The organism is Sphingobacterium composti (assembly GCF_009829075.1).
Taxonomy (GTDB): domain Bacteria; phylum Bacteroidota; class Bacteroidia; order Sphingobacteriales; family Sphingobacteriaceae; genus Sphingobacterium; species Sphingobacterium composti.
In genome coordinates, this window is sequence record NZ_WUQZ01000002.1 from 234,496 (window position 1) to 251,527 (window position 17,032).

Below are 17,032 nucleotides of genomic sequence, written 5' to 3' on the forward strand. Positions count from 1 at the left end.
CCTCATTAATATGATTCAAATATTTAAAAAAGTAAAATTTAATTAGGCAGAAAGCTCTTTTTTAAGAATAACTTGCGCAGCTTCATATGGATTAACGTCCAATTCAGACACATGCTTGAGCACTATAGCCACATATTGATCGATTAAGGCATCCGAGGCTATGACTCTACTTGAATTTTTCAACAAAGAAATAGTACTATCTTTCAAATCCTTTATGATTGTCCAAGATGCATCCGTAACATACAGTTGTTGTGTAAAATTATGTTGATATTCATTTTCTATATCTGCAATTAACAATTGCTTGAATTGATCTATAGAAATATTTGGATTGTGATTACGTAGCATCACTTGGTATGGAGAGATTCTATGCGCAAACAAGATCAGGCGTTCGTAAGCTGCAAACTTAAGTTGTTGGTTGTTTTTTAATAATTCTTTATTCTGACCTATATCATTTACTTTAAGAAATAGATATTCGACTTTAGGCCATATGACATAGAAAGCCAAAACTAAAGCAACTAACACCCCAAATGTGATTACAAACAATTGTTTTAGCAACTCAACAAATTCCATATATTTATGTGTTTATAAATTGTCAAAAAAATTAAGGTTCTATTTAAACGCCTAAAAATATGTAATTTTGTTTAACAATCAATTCGGAAAGGATATTACTATGAGTACTGAAAATATAATAGCAACAGCGCCAGTTACTTTAACTAGTGGTGCAGTAGCAGAATTAAAAAAATTAATAGATCAACAAGAGTTAGGTCCAGATTTCGGTTTACGTCTAGGTGTAGAAGGCGGCGGCTGTTCGGGCATGAGCTATATTCTAGGGTTTGACCAAAAGAAAGAAGGCGATTCAGAATATGAAATCGAAGGCATTCGTGTATTTATGAATAAAGCGCACGGAATGTATTTAGCTGGGATGGAAGTAGATTTCAAGAATGGTCTTGATGCACGTGGATTTACATTCAACAACCCTAATGCAACGAGTACATGCGGTTGCGGATCTAGTTTCTCGGCCTAATTATTTTTATTTAACATACAAGAAAAGCACTTCGATTGAAGTGCTTTTCTTGTATATGATTAATTCAAAATTTGATTATAATAAACCAACTTACCTGAATTTGTAACGCCTTGAATGTTTATACGTTTACCTTTAAGTTCAAAAGGCAACTTTATTTGGGTCGTTCCAGTTTCTCCGTTCACAATCAAAAAAGGACTCCACCAGAGTGTCATTTTTCCAATCTGATCAAAAGTTTTCGGTTCTATATAACCCTCTATTTTTTCGTCAATAGCGTGATATTTCTTCAATTCATCTGGGGGAATTTCAACTAGTTGAATTCCTGCTATATGATCTGAATAGTTCTGATCATTAATAAGTCCCCCTATAGCACTCAAGTTATGGTACACCCGAACATACGCGATATTACTCATGAATAAACGGCTTACCTCTTCATATGTAGCCTGTCTACTATTTATAAAATAAAGCAGCCGATTAGGATAATTTCCAATAGCACCTCTTCTTGTATTAATCATCGGTAAATAATCAGCAAAAGAAACACTATACTTTCTCACACGTTAATCTTCCTGTAAAGCTATAATTTCAGAATCATTATTGAGATATTGATTCATTGGATCATATTTACGCACCAAATTAAGATTTCTTTGTCCCTTTACGGTCACTGTATCTATTGTATTTTCAAGATAAGAAGCATAATCATCGTATATAGGCAACCATTTTGCCTTTAATTGCTTACTTATCGAGAAATCTTCCCAATTGGGTTTATATATAGAATTTGGTGTAGTTATCTCTTTAAACTTATATGCAGTCGTAAATTTTAGTTTGTCCAATTCAGGATCTGCCATTCTTGTCTTGAGATACAAGTCACCAAAAAAAAGACATATTAGGAATTACGATTTCAAAATTATCATTCAGAGGAAATAATGCATATTTAGGATCATTTTAATTAGCTGCCTGTGAACTTACTGAAACGCCACGAATTATCGATCCACTGGACAAAATACCGGCCTTTCTTTTGTCATACCTTTTCTTATCGGAGGGCTTCATATCAATTTTTGCCTTCAGTGTCAGCATGTCTTCTTGTTTTACTTCAAGTAAGTTCGCTGGAATATTTTCCCATCGCCACTCCACTTGATTCACTTTGTCGGCCGAAGCCTTTACAGTATTAGGATATTTTCCTACAGCATTATTTTTTAAAACAATATCATTCCAAATATTGTGTACGGTATCGTAGGGTAATACCTCTTGGACTACAGAAAATGACAATGTAGCAACTTCTTCAGGAGGAAGCTGAATAGATAAACTTTGGTTTGAAACAGAAACTTTAGGCTCCAACAAAATATTATCTAAACCAATTAATGTTGATGCTCTTTCTATTTCATTATCAATCATATCGTAAATTCGAACCTGAAAAACTCCACTTCTAATATCATTTGTTGGAATAGGTATTTTCAACTTTTTATTTGATTCCAACATTACTTTTTGTTCAAATAAATTATCATTATTAGTCCGTGCTTTTATAACCAACTCCTTACTATCTGCACCATTCAGTATTACATTAAGAATATCTGGATTATTTTGATCGATCTTAATAATTCTATTTATTCTTTTTGAGATATGATCTACGTTTTCTGGACTATCATTACTATCAGGAGTATAAGAACTTTGAGCTACCGCAAAAGATCTATAATAAGCCAACTCTCGATTATCAACTAATGGTGCTGGATATACATTTAGCAATAAATGATTAGCTTTTGATTCTATAGGCAAATCAAAATCACCAACACCACCCCCCTCTGCTACAAGCACTACACTGGATTTAATTATTTTTCCACTCTCGTCAGCCCAGTCGAAATATAGATTCCGGTCGGAATGATCCAACAATCCATCTCTTAAAACATAGACTTTATACCAAACTATATCTCCAGGAAAATAGATATCACGATCAGTATGCACATAAATTTGAGGAAATGATTGCGCCAACGACTTATTCAACACAACAAATAACAGCAGCAGGATAGATAAAACACTTTTATAAAGATTCATTTATTACTTTAGGTTTATTTTATTTAACATAATTAAAAAACTTATTTAACCTAAAATTAATTAAAAATATTTAACAATGCATAACAACAAACCAATATTAATTTCCACTCACTTTGAACCACTATTTTCACCTTCCATTTTCAAAGTTATTTCGTTAAATTAGCGACCTTTGAAAAATTGATATAAAATACGTGATGTACAAGGAATATAAGCAGTTAAATTTACCGGAAATCGGCAAGGAAGTTTTAAGACGTTGGGGTGCGGAGGATATCTTCGCGAAGAGTATTTCGAATCGTCCTGCAAGCAAACCATACACTTTTTATGAGGGTCCGCCTTCGGCGAATGGTATGCCAGGCATTCACCACGTAATGGCTCGTACGATTAAGGATATTTTCTGTCGCTATAAAACCTTGAAAGGATACCAAGTAAAACGTAAAGGTGGTTGGGATACACACGGTCTTCCTATTGAGTTGGCTGTAGAGAAATCTTTGGGCATAACCAAAGAAGACATCGGCACAAAAATTTCTGTTGAAGATTACAATAATGCTTGTCGCAAAGAAGTCATGAAATACACAGACGTATGGAATGACTTAACAGAAAAAATGGGTTATTGGGTTGACTTAGAAAATCCATACATTACTTATCAAAACGAATACATCGAGACATTGTGGTTTTTGTTAAAGGACCTATACAAAAAAGGTCTTTTGTACAAAGGATACACCATCCAACCGTATTCACCTGCTGCGGGTACAGGTTTAAGTTCGCACGAATTGAACCAACCGGGCACCTACAAAGATGTGAAAGACACGACTATCGTCGCTGAATTCCGTCTGGACAAATCGCAAGTTCACCCGTTGATAAATACATTGGTCGAATCAGCTGATGAAGATGTGGCATTTATCGCTTGGACGACTACGCCTTGGACACTACCAAGTAACTCGGCTTTGGCTGTAGGTCCTAAAATCGAATACGTAAAAATCAAAACTTTCAACCAATACACTGGCTCTCCAGTTTCAGTTATATTGGCGAAAAACCTAATCAGCAAACATTTTAAAGCAGAAGGACAAAACGCTTCATTCCAAGATTACAAGGTAGGCGACAAAATCGTTCCTTGGGAACAAGTAGCTGAATTCACTGGTGCTGAATTGGTCGGATTACGTTACCACCAATTGATGCCTTATATCACTTCGGAGGAATTATTGGAAAAAGCTTTCCGTATAATCCCTGGTGATTTCGTGACGACAGAAGACGGTACAGGTATCGTACATATAGCACCTACTTATGGTGGTGATGACTTTAGAGTAGCTAAAGAAGCTGGTGTTCCGGCTATTCTAGTAACTGATGAAAACGGTAAAGAAATCCCAACAGTTGATCGCACAGGTCGCTTTGTAAAAGAAGTAACTGACTTCGCAGGTCGTTTTGTAAAAGAAGAATACTATTCAGCAGAAGAGCGTGCAGATAAAGAGTTCCGTCCGACGGATGTATTAATCGCTATCAAATTAAAAGAAGATAACAAAGCGTTCGACGTTAAGAAATACGAACACACCTACCCACACTGTTGGCGTACAGATAAGCCAGTATTGTACTATCCTTTGGATAGCTGGTTTATCAAAACTACGGCAGTGAAAGAACAATTGGTAGAATTAAACAAAACTATAAATTGGAAACCAGAAGCGACAGGTACAGGTCGTTTCGGCAACTGGTTAGAAAACCTAGTTGATTGGAACTTATCACGTTCGAGATATTGGGGAACACCACTACCAATCTGGAGAACCGAAGACGAGAACGAAGAAATCTGTATCGGTTCAATGATAGAACTGAAAGGATTATTAGAAGCTTCTTTGGAATCTGATGTACTTTCAGCAGAAGAAAAAGCTGTTAACAAAGAATATTTAGACAAATTCGGTTCGGATAATTTAGACCTTCACCGTCCTTATGTAGACCATATTGTATTAGTATCCGAATCAGGACAAAAAATGTTCCGCGAACCAGACTTAATCGACGTGTGGTTTGATTCAGGTGCGATGCCATATGCACAATGGGGATTAGATTACGACAAATTAGCGGCTGGCGATCCGCTTCCATTTAAATCTGATTACGATTCAGCATTTCCTGCTGACTTCATCGCCGAAGGTGTTGACCAAACTCGTGGTTGGTTCTTTACCCTTCACGCAATTTCGACAATGGTTCGTGGTTCTGTAGCTTTCAAAAATGTTGTTTCTAATGGCTTGGTATTAGACAAAAATGGTAATAAAATGTCTAAACGTCTTGGAAACGGTGTGGATCCATTCGCTACAATCGAAAAGTACTCAGCCGATGCAACTCGTTGGTACATGATCAGCAATGCATCTCCTTGGGACAACTTGAAATTCAACGAAGAAGGCTTGGACGAAGTTCGTCGTAAATTCTTCGGCACATTATATAATACGTACGCATTCTTCGCTTTATACGCGAACATTGATAAATTCAGCTACGCTGAACCAGAAATTGCACTTGAAAATCGTCCGGAAATCGACAGATGGATTATCTCATTGTTAAATACGTTGACGAAACAAGTGGACGAATTCTATGCCGATTACGAACCAACTAAGGCAGCTCGTGCTATTCAAAACTTTGTAGATGAGCACTTGAGTAACTGGTACGTACGTTTGTGTCGTCGTCGCTTCTGGAAAGGTGAATATACAGAAGATAAAATTTCGGCTTATCAAACTTTATATACTTGTTTGGATACTATTGCTAAATTAATGGCTCCAGTTTCACCATTCTTTGCAGATCAATTGTATTTGGACTTGAACAAAGCAACAAATAAAGAAAACTTCGAATCAGTTCATTTGGCTGACTTCCCAGTATATCATACAGATTTAGTTGACAAAGAGTTAGAAGAAAGAATGGCTTTAGCACAAGATATTTCTTCATTGACTTTGTCACTTCGTAAAAAAGTAGGAATTAATGTACGTCAACCATTGAGCAAGATATTGGTTCCTGTGTTGGATGCTGCTTTCCAAGAGAAAGTAGAGAAAGTGAAGGATTTGATTTTGTCGGAGACTAATATTAAAGACATCGAATTTATCACTGATACAACTGGTATTATCAAGAAAAAAATCAAACCTAACTTCAAAGCTTTGGGCGCGAAAGTAGGTAAAGATATGAAAGTCGTGAGTACGGCTATTCAGGCTCTTGGTTCTGATGATATTACAACATTAGAAAAAATAGGCACTTTAGAATTAGCAGATACGGGCTATACAATCGGATTAGAAGATGTTGAAATCATCGCTGAAGATGTAGCGGGATGGCAAGTGGCTAATTTGGGCAATCTGACAGTAGCTTTAGACATCAATATCACAGCAGAATTAAAGCAAGAAGGTATCGCTCGTGAGCTTATTAATCGTTTACAAAACCTGCGTAAAGACAAAGATTTTGAGGTAACTGACAGGATCAAAGTACAAGTAAGTAGAAATAATGAGATCGAAGAAGCTGCCAAAAATAATTTATCGTATATTTGCACCGAAATACTAGCTGATTCAATTGATTTCGTGGATATTGTAAACAATGGAGATTCAATTGAAATAGACGAAAATAAACTTGAGGTATTAATCGAAAAATATTAGATTATGGGAGAAAACACAGAGAAAACACGTTACAGTGACGTTGAGCTTCAAGAATTCAAAGGTATTATTCTTGAGAAATTGAGAATTGCTAGAGAAGAACTTGATGCATTAACCAAAACATTGAGTGGAGGTAATGCCAACGGAACAGATGATACCGCAGGTACTTATAAGACCCTAGAGGATGGTTCGGCGACTTTGGAAAAAGAGCAAACAAACCAATTAGCTGCTCGTCAAAAGAAATTTATTGACAACTTAGAAGCTGCTCTTGTACGTATTGAGAATAAAACTTACGGCATCTGTAGAGAAACTGGAAAATTAATTCAAAAAGAACGCTTGAAAGCAGTTCCTCATACTACCTTAAGTATTGAGGCAAAAAACAAACAATACTAAAACGAAATTTAAAAGCGACAGATAGCCTTTGCAATGCTTATATTGTAAAGGCTATTTTATGAAAATAATATGAAAGGCTACACGAAACCCTTAATTCTAATAACGATAATCCTACTAATAGACCAGATCTCTAAGTTTTGGGTAAAATTGAATATGACAATCGGCCAAGATTTTAAGATAATTGGCGAAAAAGTCATGATTCATTTCATTGAGAACCCAGGGATGGCATATGGCATGGAGTTCGGTGGTGAATATGGTAAATTGTTCTTAACACTTTTCCGCATTATTGCTGTCTGTGGGATCGGATACGGCTTACATTACATGATTCAAAACAAATACAATCGTGGTTTTATTTTAAATGTAGCTTTAATATTAGCTGGAGCTGTTGGAAATATTATTGATTCGGTTTTTTATGGTATAATTTTCAGTGAAAGCACTTATTTTGAAAAAGCTGTTTTATTCCCAGAGGCTGGAGGATATGCTTCTCTGTTTCATGGAAAAGTAGTGGATATGCTTTATTTCCCATTAATTAATGGTACATTTCCCACTTGGTTTCCAATTTGGGGTGGTGAAGATTTCTTATTCTTTAGACCAGTATTTAACGTAGCTGATTCTGCTATTTCGGTGGGTGTATTTTTAATTTTAATCTTTCAAAAAAGATATTTTAAAGAAGAACACCAAGAAAAGGAAACACCGCATAGCGAAATACGCGAAGACTAAACAAAGGGCTAGACATTGAAATCTAGCCCTTTGTTGTTATATTTACGACTCACTACATAATGTTATGAAAAGACATATTCTTCTATTCACATCACTCCTATTCCTTTTAAGTTTCAGACTTAGTGCGCAAGAAATTGAGATAAATCGTCTGAAAAAACACATTTACTTTCTTGCCGATGACAAGATGAAAGGACGCGTTACTGGCTCAAGAGAATTAGCGAAAGCAGCTACGTATATTGAAAAAGAATTTAAGAAATACAGGTTAAAGCCAGTTGGGACGAAAGGTTATAGACAAGCTTTTGAAGCAAAAGTAAGACGTGTGGTAGTACCCGATAGTATCCGTCAAGCAGAAAATATTATTGGATTTTTGGATAATGGTGCTCCATACACAATCGTTGTGGGTGCACATTACGATCACTTGGGACACGGTGATTTTGGTGGTACTCGGGATACTTCTCATATTGGTCATATTCATAATGGTGCAGATGACAATGCTTCTGGCGTTGCCGGTCTTTTGGAACTAGCAAGATATTATAGCTCCAACAAGATTAAAGAGCAGTTTAATATACTTTTTATTGCCTTTTCAGCGGAAGAATTAGGATTAGTTGGATCCAAGTATTGGACAGAAAATCCTACTCTTCCTTTGGACAAAATTCATTGGATGCTCAATATGGATATGATAGGGAGATATAATCCTGAAAATGGTTTAGCAATTATTGGCTATGGAACAAGCTCTAAGTTTCCAGCCATTTTTCACGGCATTACTAGCAATATTAAATTTAACACCAGTAGAGATGGCAATGGCGGCTCAGATCAGACTTCTTTCTACAAAAAAAACATTCCTGTTTTATTCTTTCATACTGGAGGACATGATGATTACCACAAAGCTACAGATGATGCAAACAAAATTGATTATGAAGCTTTAAAAGCAATTTTAGAATTAGAAATCAAAGTCATAAACAATTCTATGCTGAAAGATAAAATGGATTTTATTTGGACAAACTAACTATGCGCATACTACTTACTGGTTCTAATGGATTTTTAGGACAAAAATTTTGTGAAAAACTTTCGGAATATCCCAAGATAAATGCTGTTTTAGGCATTTCAAAATCTGAAAATAGAAACCCTTATTTGCATGAGAATACTTTCCAACAGCTTGATTTGATGAATTTCGAGGCTTTGGAAACAGTTATATCTAATTTCCAACCTACTCATATTTTACATACCGCAGCCATTACTGCTGTAGAAACTTGTGAAGAAAAACCTGACTTAGCGCAAAAAATCAATGTTGATTTATCAGTACATATTGCGAAAATAGCCCAACAAAAAAATATCCATTATACTTTTCTATCTACAGATTTTGTGTTTGATGGACTACATGGCCCATACCAAGAAACTGACGAAGTCAATGCTACAAACAATTACGGTCGAACAAAAATTGATGCAGAAAAATTAATATCAGCTAGCAATCCTGAATCGGCTATTTTACGTACCATCCTCGTATATGGAGCAATCCCAGATAAGAACAGAAGTAATTTAGCACTATGGGCGAAGAAACAATTAGAAAATGGTGCTGCCATAAAAGTTGTTTCTGACCAATGGCGTATGCCGACTTGGGTTGATGACTTAGCTGATGCTTGTTATTCAGCTATGCAAAAACAAGCATCAGGAATTTTTCATATTTCTGGCAATGAAATGATGAGTATTTTAGAAGCAGTAGAAGTAATAGCTGACACGTGGAAGTTAGACAAATCGCTTATCAACCCTATATCGGCAGGAGAAATTGGGCAAGCGACAAACCGTCCACTTAAGACAGGTTTCATCTTAGACAAAGCCGAACAAACATTAAACTATAAGCCAACTCCTTTTATTGTATCTTTGCAAAAGATTGAAGAACAATTAAAAAAATACAATAGCTAGATGGAAGCAAAAAAAGCACACGAATCCTATACCGAAATGAATGAGTTGGTATTGCCAAACGATACGAATACTTTTGGAAACTTGATGGGAGGCAGATTATTGTATTGGATGGACATTTGTTCGGCGATGGCAGCACAAAAGCATTGCAGCAATGTGGTCGTAACAGCTTCTGTGGATAATGTGTCCTTTAAGCGTTCCATCAAATTGGGCGAGGTCGTAACCATTCAAGCACAAGTAACTCGTGCTTTTAATACTTCGGTTGAAGTTCGTATGGAGATTTTTGCGCAAAACCTACCAAAAGGTACAAAAGAAAAAAGTAACGAAGCGTATTACACTTTCGTTGCGCTAGACGCTGAAGGAAAGCCTAAAGCGGTTCCTCAACTTATTCCTGAGACAGATAAAGAAAAACAACTTTATGATGAAGCACAACAACGTCGTGAACTTCGTTTAATTTTGGCAGGAAAATTAAAACCTGAAAACGCCACAGAATTGAAAAATGTAGTTGGTCTTTTCGACCATAAAGGATAAAATACTAGGGACATCATCGATGTCCCATTTTAATTGAAACCAACCGAAACAGATTCTGTGTTTAAAATTTCATAAAGAATATCGTTCATTTCCACGAATAATATGTCTGAAATCAGCTTTACCTTCGTTCAAAGCAGTTGCAACACGAATTGTCTACTCATATAACTGATTACTTTGTATATATTTATCATTCATTAAGAAAATGAAGCTAAAGGAAAGACCATGGTAATAACGGTTTTAAATTCAGATTCATCAGAATTATGCTTAATAAATATTCCATTATGAATATTATACCCTTCCTTATTCATCATTTTAAGCCTATTTTCTACACCTTTGATCCCAAATGAAGTCTTTTTAATAGATGAATTGGATTGATAATCAAATCCTACGCCATTGTCAGATACTGAAATAATGATATTTCCCTGCGATTCTTCTATCCGAATTTTGATGAATCCTTTTTTATCACTTAAGTGCCTAATTCCATGGTGAATAGCATTCTCAACGATTGGTTGTATAAGCATTGAAGGTATTTTGTCGCGATAGGTATTAATATTATTTTTTATTTCGATTGTATAATCAAACATATTGTCAAATCTTTCCCTCTCCAAATCCAAATATAATTGAACAAGCCCAAGTTCAGAATCAATGTTTACTCGCGCATGTTGAGAATTCTCTAATACTATTCTACTTAATGCTGCAAATTTATGAATGAGCTTGCTGGCTTTAATCTTATTATTTTCCACTACATAGGCTTCTATTGAGTTGAGAATATTAAAGATAAAATGTGGATTCATCTGAGATCGAATAGCCTTCAATTCACTTTCATAGAGTTTTTTCCTAAAATCTGCTTCAAGCTTTTCCTGCCGTTCAAATTCAATTTTCTCTGTTTGCTCCATTATCTTTTTCTCATTTTCTCGCAGCTCCTGCTTTAGCTTTTCATTAAAATCATGATGTAGTTTATTTACTTTTTTATGCTGAATAATTCGATAAAAAAGAAATCCTATGATTAACATAAATATAATTAATGCAACTAAAACTCTAAACAGCTTAGAATGATACCAAAATGCTTTTACCTCAATTGTGTATGAAGATGTATGATCGGACCAATTACCTTCCAGATCACCTATTTTGTATTCAAATTTATACTTACCTTCGGCAATATTGGTAAATATCGCTTGGTGAGAGTCATCGGCAATAACCCAATCACTATGTATTCCTACTAATTTGTAAGCAAAACGAATATTAGCATTTTTGAGGAGATCTGGGCATGCAAAATAGAATGCAAATGAATTTTCATCTGGCTCAAGAACAATATTTGATGAATTTAATTTATAACTGTAATCTTTGTTAAGAATTCTAAACTGACTTACTATAGGTTTTAGCTTTTTAATGTCTACTAAAGGCAATTTTTCTATAGCAATTTTTATCAAACCTAATTTTGTAATCCAGATTATTTGATTATCATGCAAATAGAAAGTTTTAGGCTTGTACTTATTTATTGGAAATATCATATCACCTTCTTCTAAATGTACAAATCGATTAACTGAGGTATTAAAAATCATTACTCCATCAGCAGTCTTCATCCAAATTCTGCCAAAAGAATCCGAAACTAATTCCGTAGGATATAACTTTTTTAAAGGATGAGGATCATGATAATGTATGAATTGTGGAATATCCTCTGTTATTATTTTGCCTATACCATTTGTACTACTCCCATACCAAAAATTATTGTTTTTGTCTAAGAGAAATGAAAGTATAGAATTAGAGCTAACAGTCTTTGAATTAGAAGGATCATGATGATAGTTTTCAAATACACCATTGATTTTATCTTTGACTTTGATCAAACCATATCCATCCATACCAAGCCACAGGGTATCATACTTATCCTTCCCGATGGTAATGACTTTATTATCAATTAAGCCATTAGATGTATTAAATAATTGCAATTCCTTAGATTGAACATTGTATTTATACACCCCTGAATTCCATGAACCTATCCACAAGTATTCTAAACCTTCAATACTATCTCCCAATATCGTATTACAATCTGCATAATCGAAGTTATATCGATTTCCCAAGATGAGTAAAGGATGTATGCGCTTACTTTGTATATCGACTGTATAGACTCCATTATCATAGGTAGATAAATATAATCTATTATTAACTACATTAACTTTACTAATATTAAGTCCTTTGGTCGAAATAGTATATAGTATTGATTTTAAGTCTGCGCTCAAACGACCTAATTGATTTTTACTTCTATACCACAGTTCATTATTTAAGGTAAATATTTCTTCTACCTCAACACTTAAGCGAATTAATTCATTAACAGAATTTAATTCATCTGCATAAAAATATAAGCCATCATTGGTAGCAATATAAGCACCATTAGAGGTAGGAATTATACGATTGATCTTAGTGGGCCGAGGTAGGTCTGGAGATATATCTTCCCATCTAATGTTTTTACTAGTTCTAGAACTTATATCATACTCATATAAACCTTTAGTAATATGTCCAATTAGTAGTTTATTTTTTCTTTCTAAATAACAAATATCCGATATAGCATTGTCAAAATGGGTATTATTCGAACCTATTCCTAACAAGTTTACATTGGAGATTTTATCCAAACTATATTCTAGACTTGATAAATTATGATCATAATAATTTAAAAAAACTTTATTTCCGACAAAAGCAAAGCTTGTGGCGCTGTTCTCTCCTTTATTGTACAGATTTATATTTCTTATGTTCTTCGTTTTGGGATCGTACACATAAAATCCATCATACCTTGTCCCTATCCAGATTAATCCCTTATTATCCTCCTGAATACTATATATTGTCTCATAGATATTTCTAGAAGATAGTCTTACATATTGTACAGAATCTGCTTTTGGATCATAATACTGTAATCCAGTCTCTTGTCCTCCAAAATAGACAATACCATTTTTTGAGGCAAATACTGCATACAATTCATTTTTAATAAGCTTTTTCACCCCCACCTTTGCCTTAAAGACACGTATACTTTCAGAAAGAGGTTTATTTCTATCATAGCAAACTAATCCTTCATTATGTGTCGCCAACCAAATTTTTGAGCTATTTGGATCTAAACTTATCGCTTTAAGGTCATTTATAAATTGATTATGAGGAGGTGAAAATTGCATATGATGAAAGCGAAATCCATCATAATTTATCAATCCTTTGTCGGTTGCCATCCACAATATTCCACGTGAATCTTGAACTGCATCACGTATTTTCTCAACAGGTAACCCTTCCCTTTTACCAAAATATTTGAAATTATAAATAACTTCTTGTGCAAAAACTTTAGGTGTATATAGCAGACATATCAAATAGATTATTAGACGAGATAATAGTGACATACTACATTTTATTGGGTGTAAAGTTTATCCAATAATAATTTTTTTTTTGACGGTGAAACCTCGATCTCTGATCCATCTACCAATTCCAATGTTCCGCCATCTCCTTTTTTATATCTAACGATAAAATCAAGATTGACTATAGAACCTCTATTCACGCGAAGAAAATTACCATCTTCTAAACAAGACTCAAATTCCTTCAACGTTTTGGAAACTATTATTTTCGATGAGTTTTCATCAAGATGAAAAATAGAATAATTACTCATTGCGACCACTTTTATAATATCCGTTTTTCTTACGAAATAAATGCCTTCGGCAGTAGGGAGTGCTAATTTAGAGCTTGAATTATTGTTCTCTCTGAGTAGATTGCTTTTACGTATCAAATTCTTTTGATTAATTCTCCTTTTCAATTTATCAATTGCAATTTGTAGTTCGTTAGGATTTACGGGCTTTAATAAATAGTCTAATGCATTTGCACGAAGTGCTTCAAGTACATATTCATTGTATGCTGTCACAAAAATTACCTCAAAATCAAAACTCCCCAATCGTTCTAAAAATTCAAAACCATTGATTTTAGGCATTTCAACATCCAAGAATAATACATCTAACTCAATTACTTTGATCTCATGCAAAGCCAATTCTGGTTGGTTGAATATTCTGACTATTTCAATCGACTCATTTAATGCATTAATTTTATGTGCGAGCAAAGAGCTACCCTTGGTTTCATCATCTAATACGACAGCTCTTATCATAATTGGTTAAATTAAAGTATACATCAATATAAACTTAATATTAATTTAAGAAATTATAAAATTGAATTAGCAAGCAAATACACTGAATGAGTGAACAGTATACTGGGGAGAGTAAACAAAAAAATCCTTAGTCTATACAACTAAGGATTTTTTTATGATTATCCATTGCCTAATTCGACAATACGGTCAAATTCTTCTGGCTTCAGTGGCATGACGGATAATCGACCTTGTTTGACTAAAGCTACATCTTGCAGTAATTCGTCTGCTTTAACCATTTCTAATGTAACAGGTCTTTTGAAAGTTTCGACAGGAGCTAAATCAACCACCACCCATCTTGGGTCTTCGGTCGTAGGATCTTGGTAAAATTCTTTCACGACTTTGGCCATTCCCACTACTTCTTTACCTTCATTACTATGATAGAATAAAACCAAATCTCCTTCTTTCATCGCTTTCATATTATTGCGCGCTTGAAAATTGCGAACTCCATCCCAAAATGTCTGTCCATCCTTATTGAACTGTTCCCAGCTATATTTGAATGGTTCTGATTTTACAAGAAAATAATTCATTTCAAAAAAGTAAAAAGTTAGAAATCAAAATTAGAAAATACTATGAATTAACCTTGTTGTTCCAAAACTTCCATTTTTTCGGCAAAATGCGCGCAGTAATCACGCAAATCACCGATTACTTTATCTGCCATTGGGTCACCTCCTGAAGCACGCAAAAAAGAATCGCCCATCGTTTGTAATGTCTCATAAAAGAAACGCTTCATTTCGTCATATGGCATATCTTTCGTCCACAAATCTATACGCATAGAGTTTTTATATTGCGCATCCCATAAAGCCAAAAACATTGCCTTTGCTGGTAAAGATTCTTCATTTTGACCATCTGTAGACGACCAGTTAATAGTATCAGGAACATTGTTTTCATCCAATGCTACATTCAATTTTATTTCTGCTGTTTTCATTTACTGTAATTTCAATATTATCATCAACATTCCTACAATCAGTATAAAAGCGATTTGTAAGAACCAAATTTGTTTCATCTCCTTAAAAATCAGCCTAAAGGCCAAATCAACCAAACTAATTACCACTACCAGCAACAATAACCATCCCAAGGAAAATATCCTTTCTTCGTCAGATTGCCATTCTGAAATGACCCAAACCAATATGACAGCTAGTGTGATATTTAGTGGAGTAAGTTTCAAGACTATGTGTTTTTAAATTTTTTACCCTTTTTCTTCACACCATCCTTATTTACAGGTTGACGCTTTAATTTACCTGCCTTTTTCTTTGCATTGATACGTCTAGTTTCCTCAATCTTAGCGGCATGCTTTTTCTCGTGGAAAGCTCCTTGGTAATCTGGATTATCCTTTTTCTTTTGGTTATCAATCTCACGAGCCATAGCTTGACGCTCTTCATAAGGTGTCTTTTCTACAAAAACATCCTCAGGCAATTCTGCTACAGGAATTGATTGTCTTATTAATTTTTCAATTTTAGCGACATAGTACAACTCACTTTCATTAGCAAATGTAATGGCATCGCCTTTTTGGAATGCGCGTCCAGTTCTGCCAATTCTGTGTACATAATCTTCGATAATAATCGGCACATCAAAGTTAATCACATGGCTCACATTCGATACATCCAATCCTCGTGCAGCCACATCTGTAGCGACTAAAAAGCGAATTTCTCCAGATTTGAAAGCATTAATAGAATTAATTCGAGTATTTTGACCTTTATTAGCATGTATTACTCGCACATTTTCAACACCATATTTTCGTTCTACAAAAGCATACACATTGTCCGCAACTTCTTTTGTTTTACAAAATATAATTACACGATGAAACACTTCATCATTTTGGAACAAATGCTGTAGAAGATTAATTTTAGTCTTGAGATTTGGTGCATGATACAAAACCTGAGTAACATTTGTAGCAGGGGTAGCCTGTTCCGTCACTTCTATTACAGTCGGAAAAGCTAAAAAGTCTCCCGCTATCTTGCGAACCAATTCACTCATGGTAGCGGAGAACAGTAAATTCTGACGTTTGCGCGGTACAACTTCCAAAATACGGTGTATCTTAGAAATGAATCCCATATCCATCATTTTGTCCGCTTCGTCCATCACCAAAAATTTCAGCGATTTCGTATTGATATGACCTTCTAAATACAATTCTAGAAAACGCCCTGGGGTTGCCACAATAATATCACAGCCTTTTTCCAATTGCTCTTTTTGTGTTTTAGGACCTAATCCACCAAAAAGTAATACAGTACGCAAATCAAGATAGGTAGAATAGGTATTGATACTTTCTTCGATTTGCATGGCGAGCTCACGTGTCGGCGTCAATATCAGTGCACGTGGGTCATTTCCTTGTGCATATTTCAACTTCATCAACATAGGCAACACAAAAGCGGCAGTTTTACCTGTTCCTGTTTGTGCAATCCCCATCACATCCTGCCCCGCAAGGATTGGTGTAATAGCTTTTTGCTGAATTTCGGTAGGTACTTCATACCCAGCCTCGGCTATTGCATTAAGTATTTGTTTATTGAGTTTGAAATCTTCGAATGATGCTTGCATTCCACAAAGATAGGCAAAAGCTCCGACTATGTGAGTTATTGAAAATCTACAAAAAGTAAAGTTTCACATAATACAAATTTTGTTTTACCAATGATTAAAACCAAT

At 34.8% G+C, this 17,032-nt stretch carries 16 protein-coding genes; 7 read left to right on the forward strand and 9 right to left on the reverse strand.

Going from position 1 to position 17,032, the window contains the following annotated elements; translation table 11 throughout:
- Positions 1 to 42: 42 nt before the first annotated feature.
- Entirely contained in the window at positions 43 to 570 is a 528-nt protein-coding gene (locus GOQ17_RS02425; protein WP_159634262.1) for a DUF7935 family protein, read from the reverse strand.
- Positions 571 to 670: 100 nt separating this feature from the next.
- Here GOQ17_RS02425 and GOQ17_RS02430 point away from each other — a divergent pair, with 100 nt between their 5' ends.
- Positions 671 to 1,024 carry a HesB/IscA family protein gene (locus GOQ17_RS02430; RefSeq protein WP_159634265.1) on the forward strand — a complete coding sequence of 118 codons (354 nt, stop codon included), beginning with the start codon at positions 671 to 673 and terminating at the stop codon, positions 1,022 to 1,024.
- Between the two features lie 59 nt (positions 1,025 to 1,083).
- On the opposite strand, the gene GOQ17_RS02435 is transcribed toward GOQ17_RS02430, so the two are convergent.
- From GOQ17_RS02435 to GOQ17_RS02445, 3 genes are all read right to left on the reverse strand, one after another.
- Complete coding sequence (locus GOQ17_RS02435) at positions 1,084 to 1,575, reverse strand: hypothetical protein (RefSeq protein WP_159634268.1); 492 nt, start codon at positions 1,573 to 1,575, stop codon at positions 1,084 to 1,086.
- A gap of 3 nt (positions 1,576 to 1,578) precedes the next feature.
- Positions 1,579 to 1,866, reverse strand: coding sequence for a hypothetical protein (locus tag GOQ17_RS02440; protein ID WP_159634271.1), 288 nt, complete (start codon positions 1,864 to 1,866; stop codon positions 1,579 to 1,581).
- A gap of 97 nt (positions 1,867 to 1,963) precedes the next feature.
- On the reverse strand, positions 1,964 to 3,067 hold the full coding sequence (locus GOQ17_RS02445; protein ID WP_159634274.1) for a hypothetical protein: 1,104 nt from the start codon (positions 3,065 to 3,067) through the stop codon (positions 1,964 to 1,966).
- A 194-nt stretch (positions 3,068 to 3,261) separates the two neighbouring features.
- Between GOQ17_RS02445 and ileS the strand changes: the two genes are divergently transcribed.
- The 6 genes from ileS to GOQ17_RS02475 all read left to right on the forward strand — a co-directional run bounded on the left by ileS (position 3,262) and on the right by GOQ17_RS02475 (position 10,233).
- The gene (gene ileS / locus GOQ17_RS02450; protein WP_159634276.1) at positions 3,262 to 6,675 is read left to right on the forward strand and encodes an isoleucine--tRNA ligase; all 3,414 of its coding nucleotides are present in this window, start codon (positions 3,262 to 3,264) and stop codon (positions 6,673 to 6,675) included.
- A gap of 3 nt (positions 6,676 to 6,678) precedes the next feature.
- A complete protein-coding gene (locus GOQ17_RS02455; protein ID WP_132776186.1) occupies positions 6,679 to 7,065 on the forward strand; it encodes a TraR/DksA family transcriptional regulator in 387 nt (128 codons plus the stop codon).
- 69 nt (positions 7,066 to 7,134) lie between these two features.
- Entirely contained in the window at positions 7,135 to 7,785 is a 651-nt protein-coding gene (locus tag GOQ17_RS02460; protein ID WP_159634279.1) for a lipoprotein signal peptidase, read from the forward strand.
- Positions 7,786 to 7,849: 64 nt separating this feature from the next.
- On the forward strand, positions 7,850 to 8,791 hold the full coding sequence (locus GOQ17_RS02465) for a M20/M25/M40 family metallo-hydrolase (RefSeq protein ID WP_159634281.1): 942 nt from the start codon (positions 7,850 to 7,852) through the stop codon (positions 8,789 to 8,791).
- A gap of 2 nt (positions 8,792 to 8,793) precedes the next feature.
- Positions 8,794 to 9,705, forward strand: coding sequence for an SDR family oxidoreductase (locus tag GOQ17_RS02470; RefSeq protein WP_159634284.1), 912 nt, complete (start codon positions 8,794 to 8,796; stop codon positions 9,703 to 9,705).
- Positions 9,706 to 10,233, forward strand: a complete 528-nt coding sequence (locus tag GOQ17_RS02475) for an acyl-CoA thioesterase (protein ID WP_159634287.1) — start codon at positions 9,706 to 9,708, stop codon at positions 10,231 to 10,233. It begins immediately after the preceding gene.
- Between the two features lie 194 nt (positions 10,234 to 10,427).
- Here GOQ17_RS02475 and GOQ17_RS02480 read toward each other — a convergent pair whose 3' ends face one another.
- The 5 genes from GOQ17_RS02480 to GOQ17_RS02500 all read right to left on the reverse strand — a co-directional run bounded on the left by GOQ17_RS02480 (position 10,428) and on the right by GOQ17_RS02500 (position 16,927).
- Positions 10,428 to 13,607, reverse strand: a complete 3,180-nt coding sequence (locus GOQ17_RS02480) for a sensor histidine kinase (protein ID WP_159634290.1) — start codon at positions 13,605 to 13,607, stop codon at positions 10,428 to 10,430.
- Positions 13,608 to 13,615: 8 nt separating this feature from the next.
- Positions 13,616 to 14,356, reverse strand: coding sequence for a LytR/AlgR family response regulator transcription factor (locus GOQ17_RS02485; protein ID WP_159634293.1), 741 nt, complete (start codon positions 14,354 to 14,356; stop codon positions 13,616 to 13,618).
- Positions 14,357 to 14,514: 158 nt separating this feature from the next.
- Entirely contained in the window at positions 14,515 to 14,922 is a 408-nt protein-coding gene (locus GOQ17_RS02490) for an EVE domain-containing protein (protein WP_159634308.1), read from the reverse strand.
- A gap of 47 nt (positions 14,923 to 14,969) precedes the next feature.
- Positions 14,970 to 15,320, reverse strand: coding sequence for a gliding motility protein GldC (gldC, locus tag GOQ17_RS02495; protein ID WP_159634311.1), 351 nt, complete (start codon positions 15,318 to 15,320; stop codon positions 14,970 to 14,972).
- Positions 15,321 to 15,562: 242 nt separating this feature from the next.
- Positions 15,563 to 16,927, reverse strand: a complete 1,365-nt coding sequence (locus tag GOQ17_RS02500; RefSeq protein ID WP_159634314.1) for a DEAD/DEAH box helicase — start codon at positions 16,925 to 16,927, stop codon at positions 15,563 to 15,565.
- Positions 16,928 to 17,032: the final 105 nt, after the last annotated feature.

What these genes read in the sequence shown, in the direction of transcription:
- GOQ17_RS02460 (WP_159634279.1), top strand. Translation starts at nt 7,135, where the DNA reads ATGAAAGGCTACACGAAACCCTTAATTCTAATAACGATAATCCTACTA.
- GOQ17_RS02490 (WP_159634308.1), bottom strand. Translation starts at nt 14,922, where the DNA reads ATGAATTATTTTCTTGTAAAATCAGAACCATTCAAATATAGCTGGGAA.
- GOQ17_RS02470 (WP_159634284.1), top strand. Translation starts at nt 8,794, where the DNA reads ATGCGCATACTACTTACTGGTTCTAATGGATTTTTAGGACAAAAATTT.
- GOQ17_RS02465 (WP_159634281.1), top strand. Translation starts at nt 7,850, where the DNA reads ATGAAAAGACATATTCTTCTATTCACATCACTCCTATTCCTTTTAAGT.
- GOQ17_RS02425 (WP_159634262.1), bottom strand. Translation starts at nt 570, where the DNA reads ATGGAATTTGTTGAGTTGCTAAAACAATTGTTTGTAATCACATTTGGG.
- GOQ17_RS02455 (WP_132776186.1), top strand. Translation starts at nt 6,679, where the DNA reads ATGGGAGAAAACACAGAGAAAACACGTTACAGTGACGTTGAGCTTCAA.
- GOQ17_RS02475 (WP_159634287.1), top strand. Translation starts at nt 9,706, where the DNA reads ATGGAAGCAAAAAAAGCACACGAATCCTATACCGAAATGAATGAGTTG.
- gldC (WP_159634311.1), bottom strand. Translation starts at nt 15,320, where the DNA reads ATGAAAACAGCAGAAATAAAATTGAATGTAGCATTGGATGAAAACAAT.
- GOQ17_RS02485 (WP_159634293.1), bottom strand. Translation starts at nt 14,356, where the DNA reads ATGATAAGAGCTGTCGTATTAGATGATGAAACCAAGGGTAGCTCTTTG.
- GOQ17_RS02480 (WP_159634290.1), bottom strand. Translation starts at nt 13,607, where the DNA reads ATGTCACTATTATCTCGTCTAATAATCTATTTGATATGTCTGCTATAT.
- ileS (WP_159634276.1), top strand. Translation starts at nt 3,262, where the DNA reads ATGTACAAGGAATATAAGCAGTTAAATTTACCGGAAATCGGCAAGGAA.
- GOQ17_RS02445 (WP_159634274.1), bottom strand. Translation starts at nt 3,067, where the DNA reads ATGAATCTTTATAAAAGTGTTTTATCTATCCTGCTGCTGTTATTTGTT.
- GOQ17_RS02440 (WP_159634271.1), bottom strand. Translation starts at nt 1,866, where the DNA reads ATGGCAGATCCTGAATTGGACAAACTAAAATTTACGACTGCATATAAG.
- GOQ17_RS02430 (WP_159634265.1), top strand. Translation starts at nt 671, where the DNA reads ATGAGTACTGAAAATATAATAGCAACAGCGCCAGTTACTTTAACTAGT.
- GOQ17_RS02500 (WP_159634314.1), bottom strand. Translation starts at nt 16,927, where the DNA reads ATGCAAGCATCATTCGAAGATTTCAAACTCAATAAACAAATACTTAAT.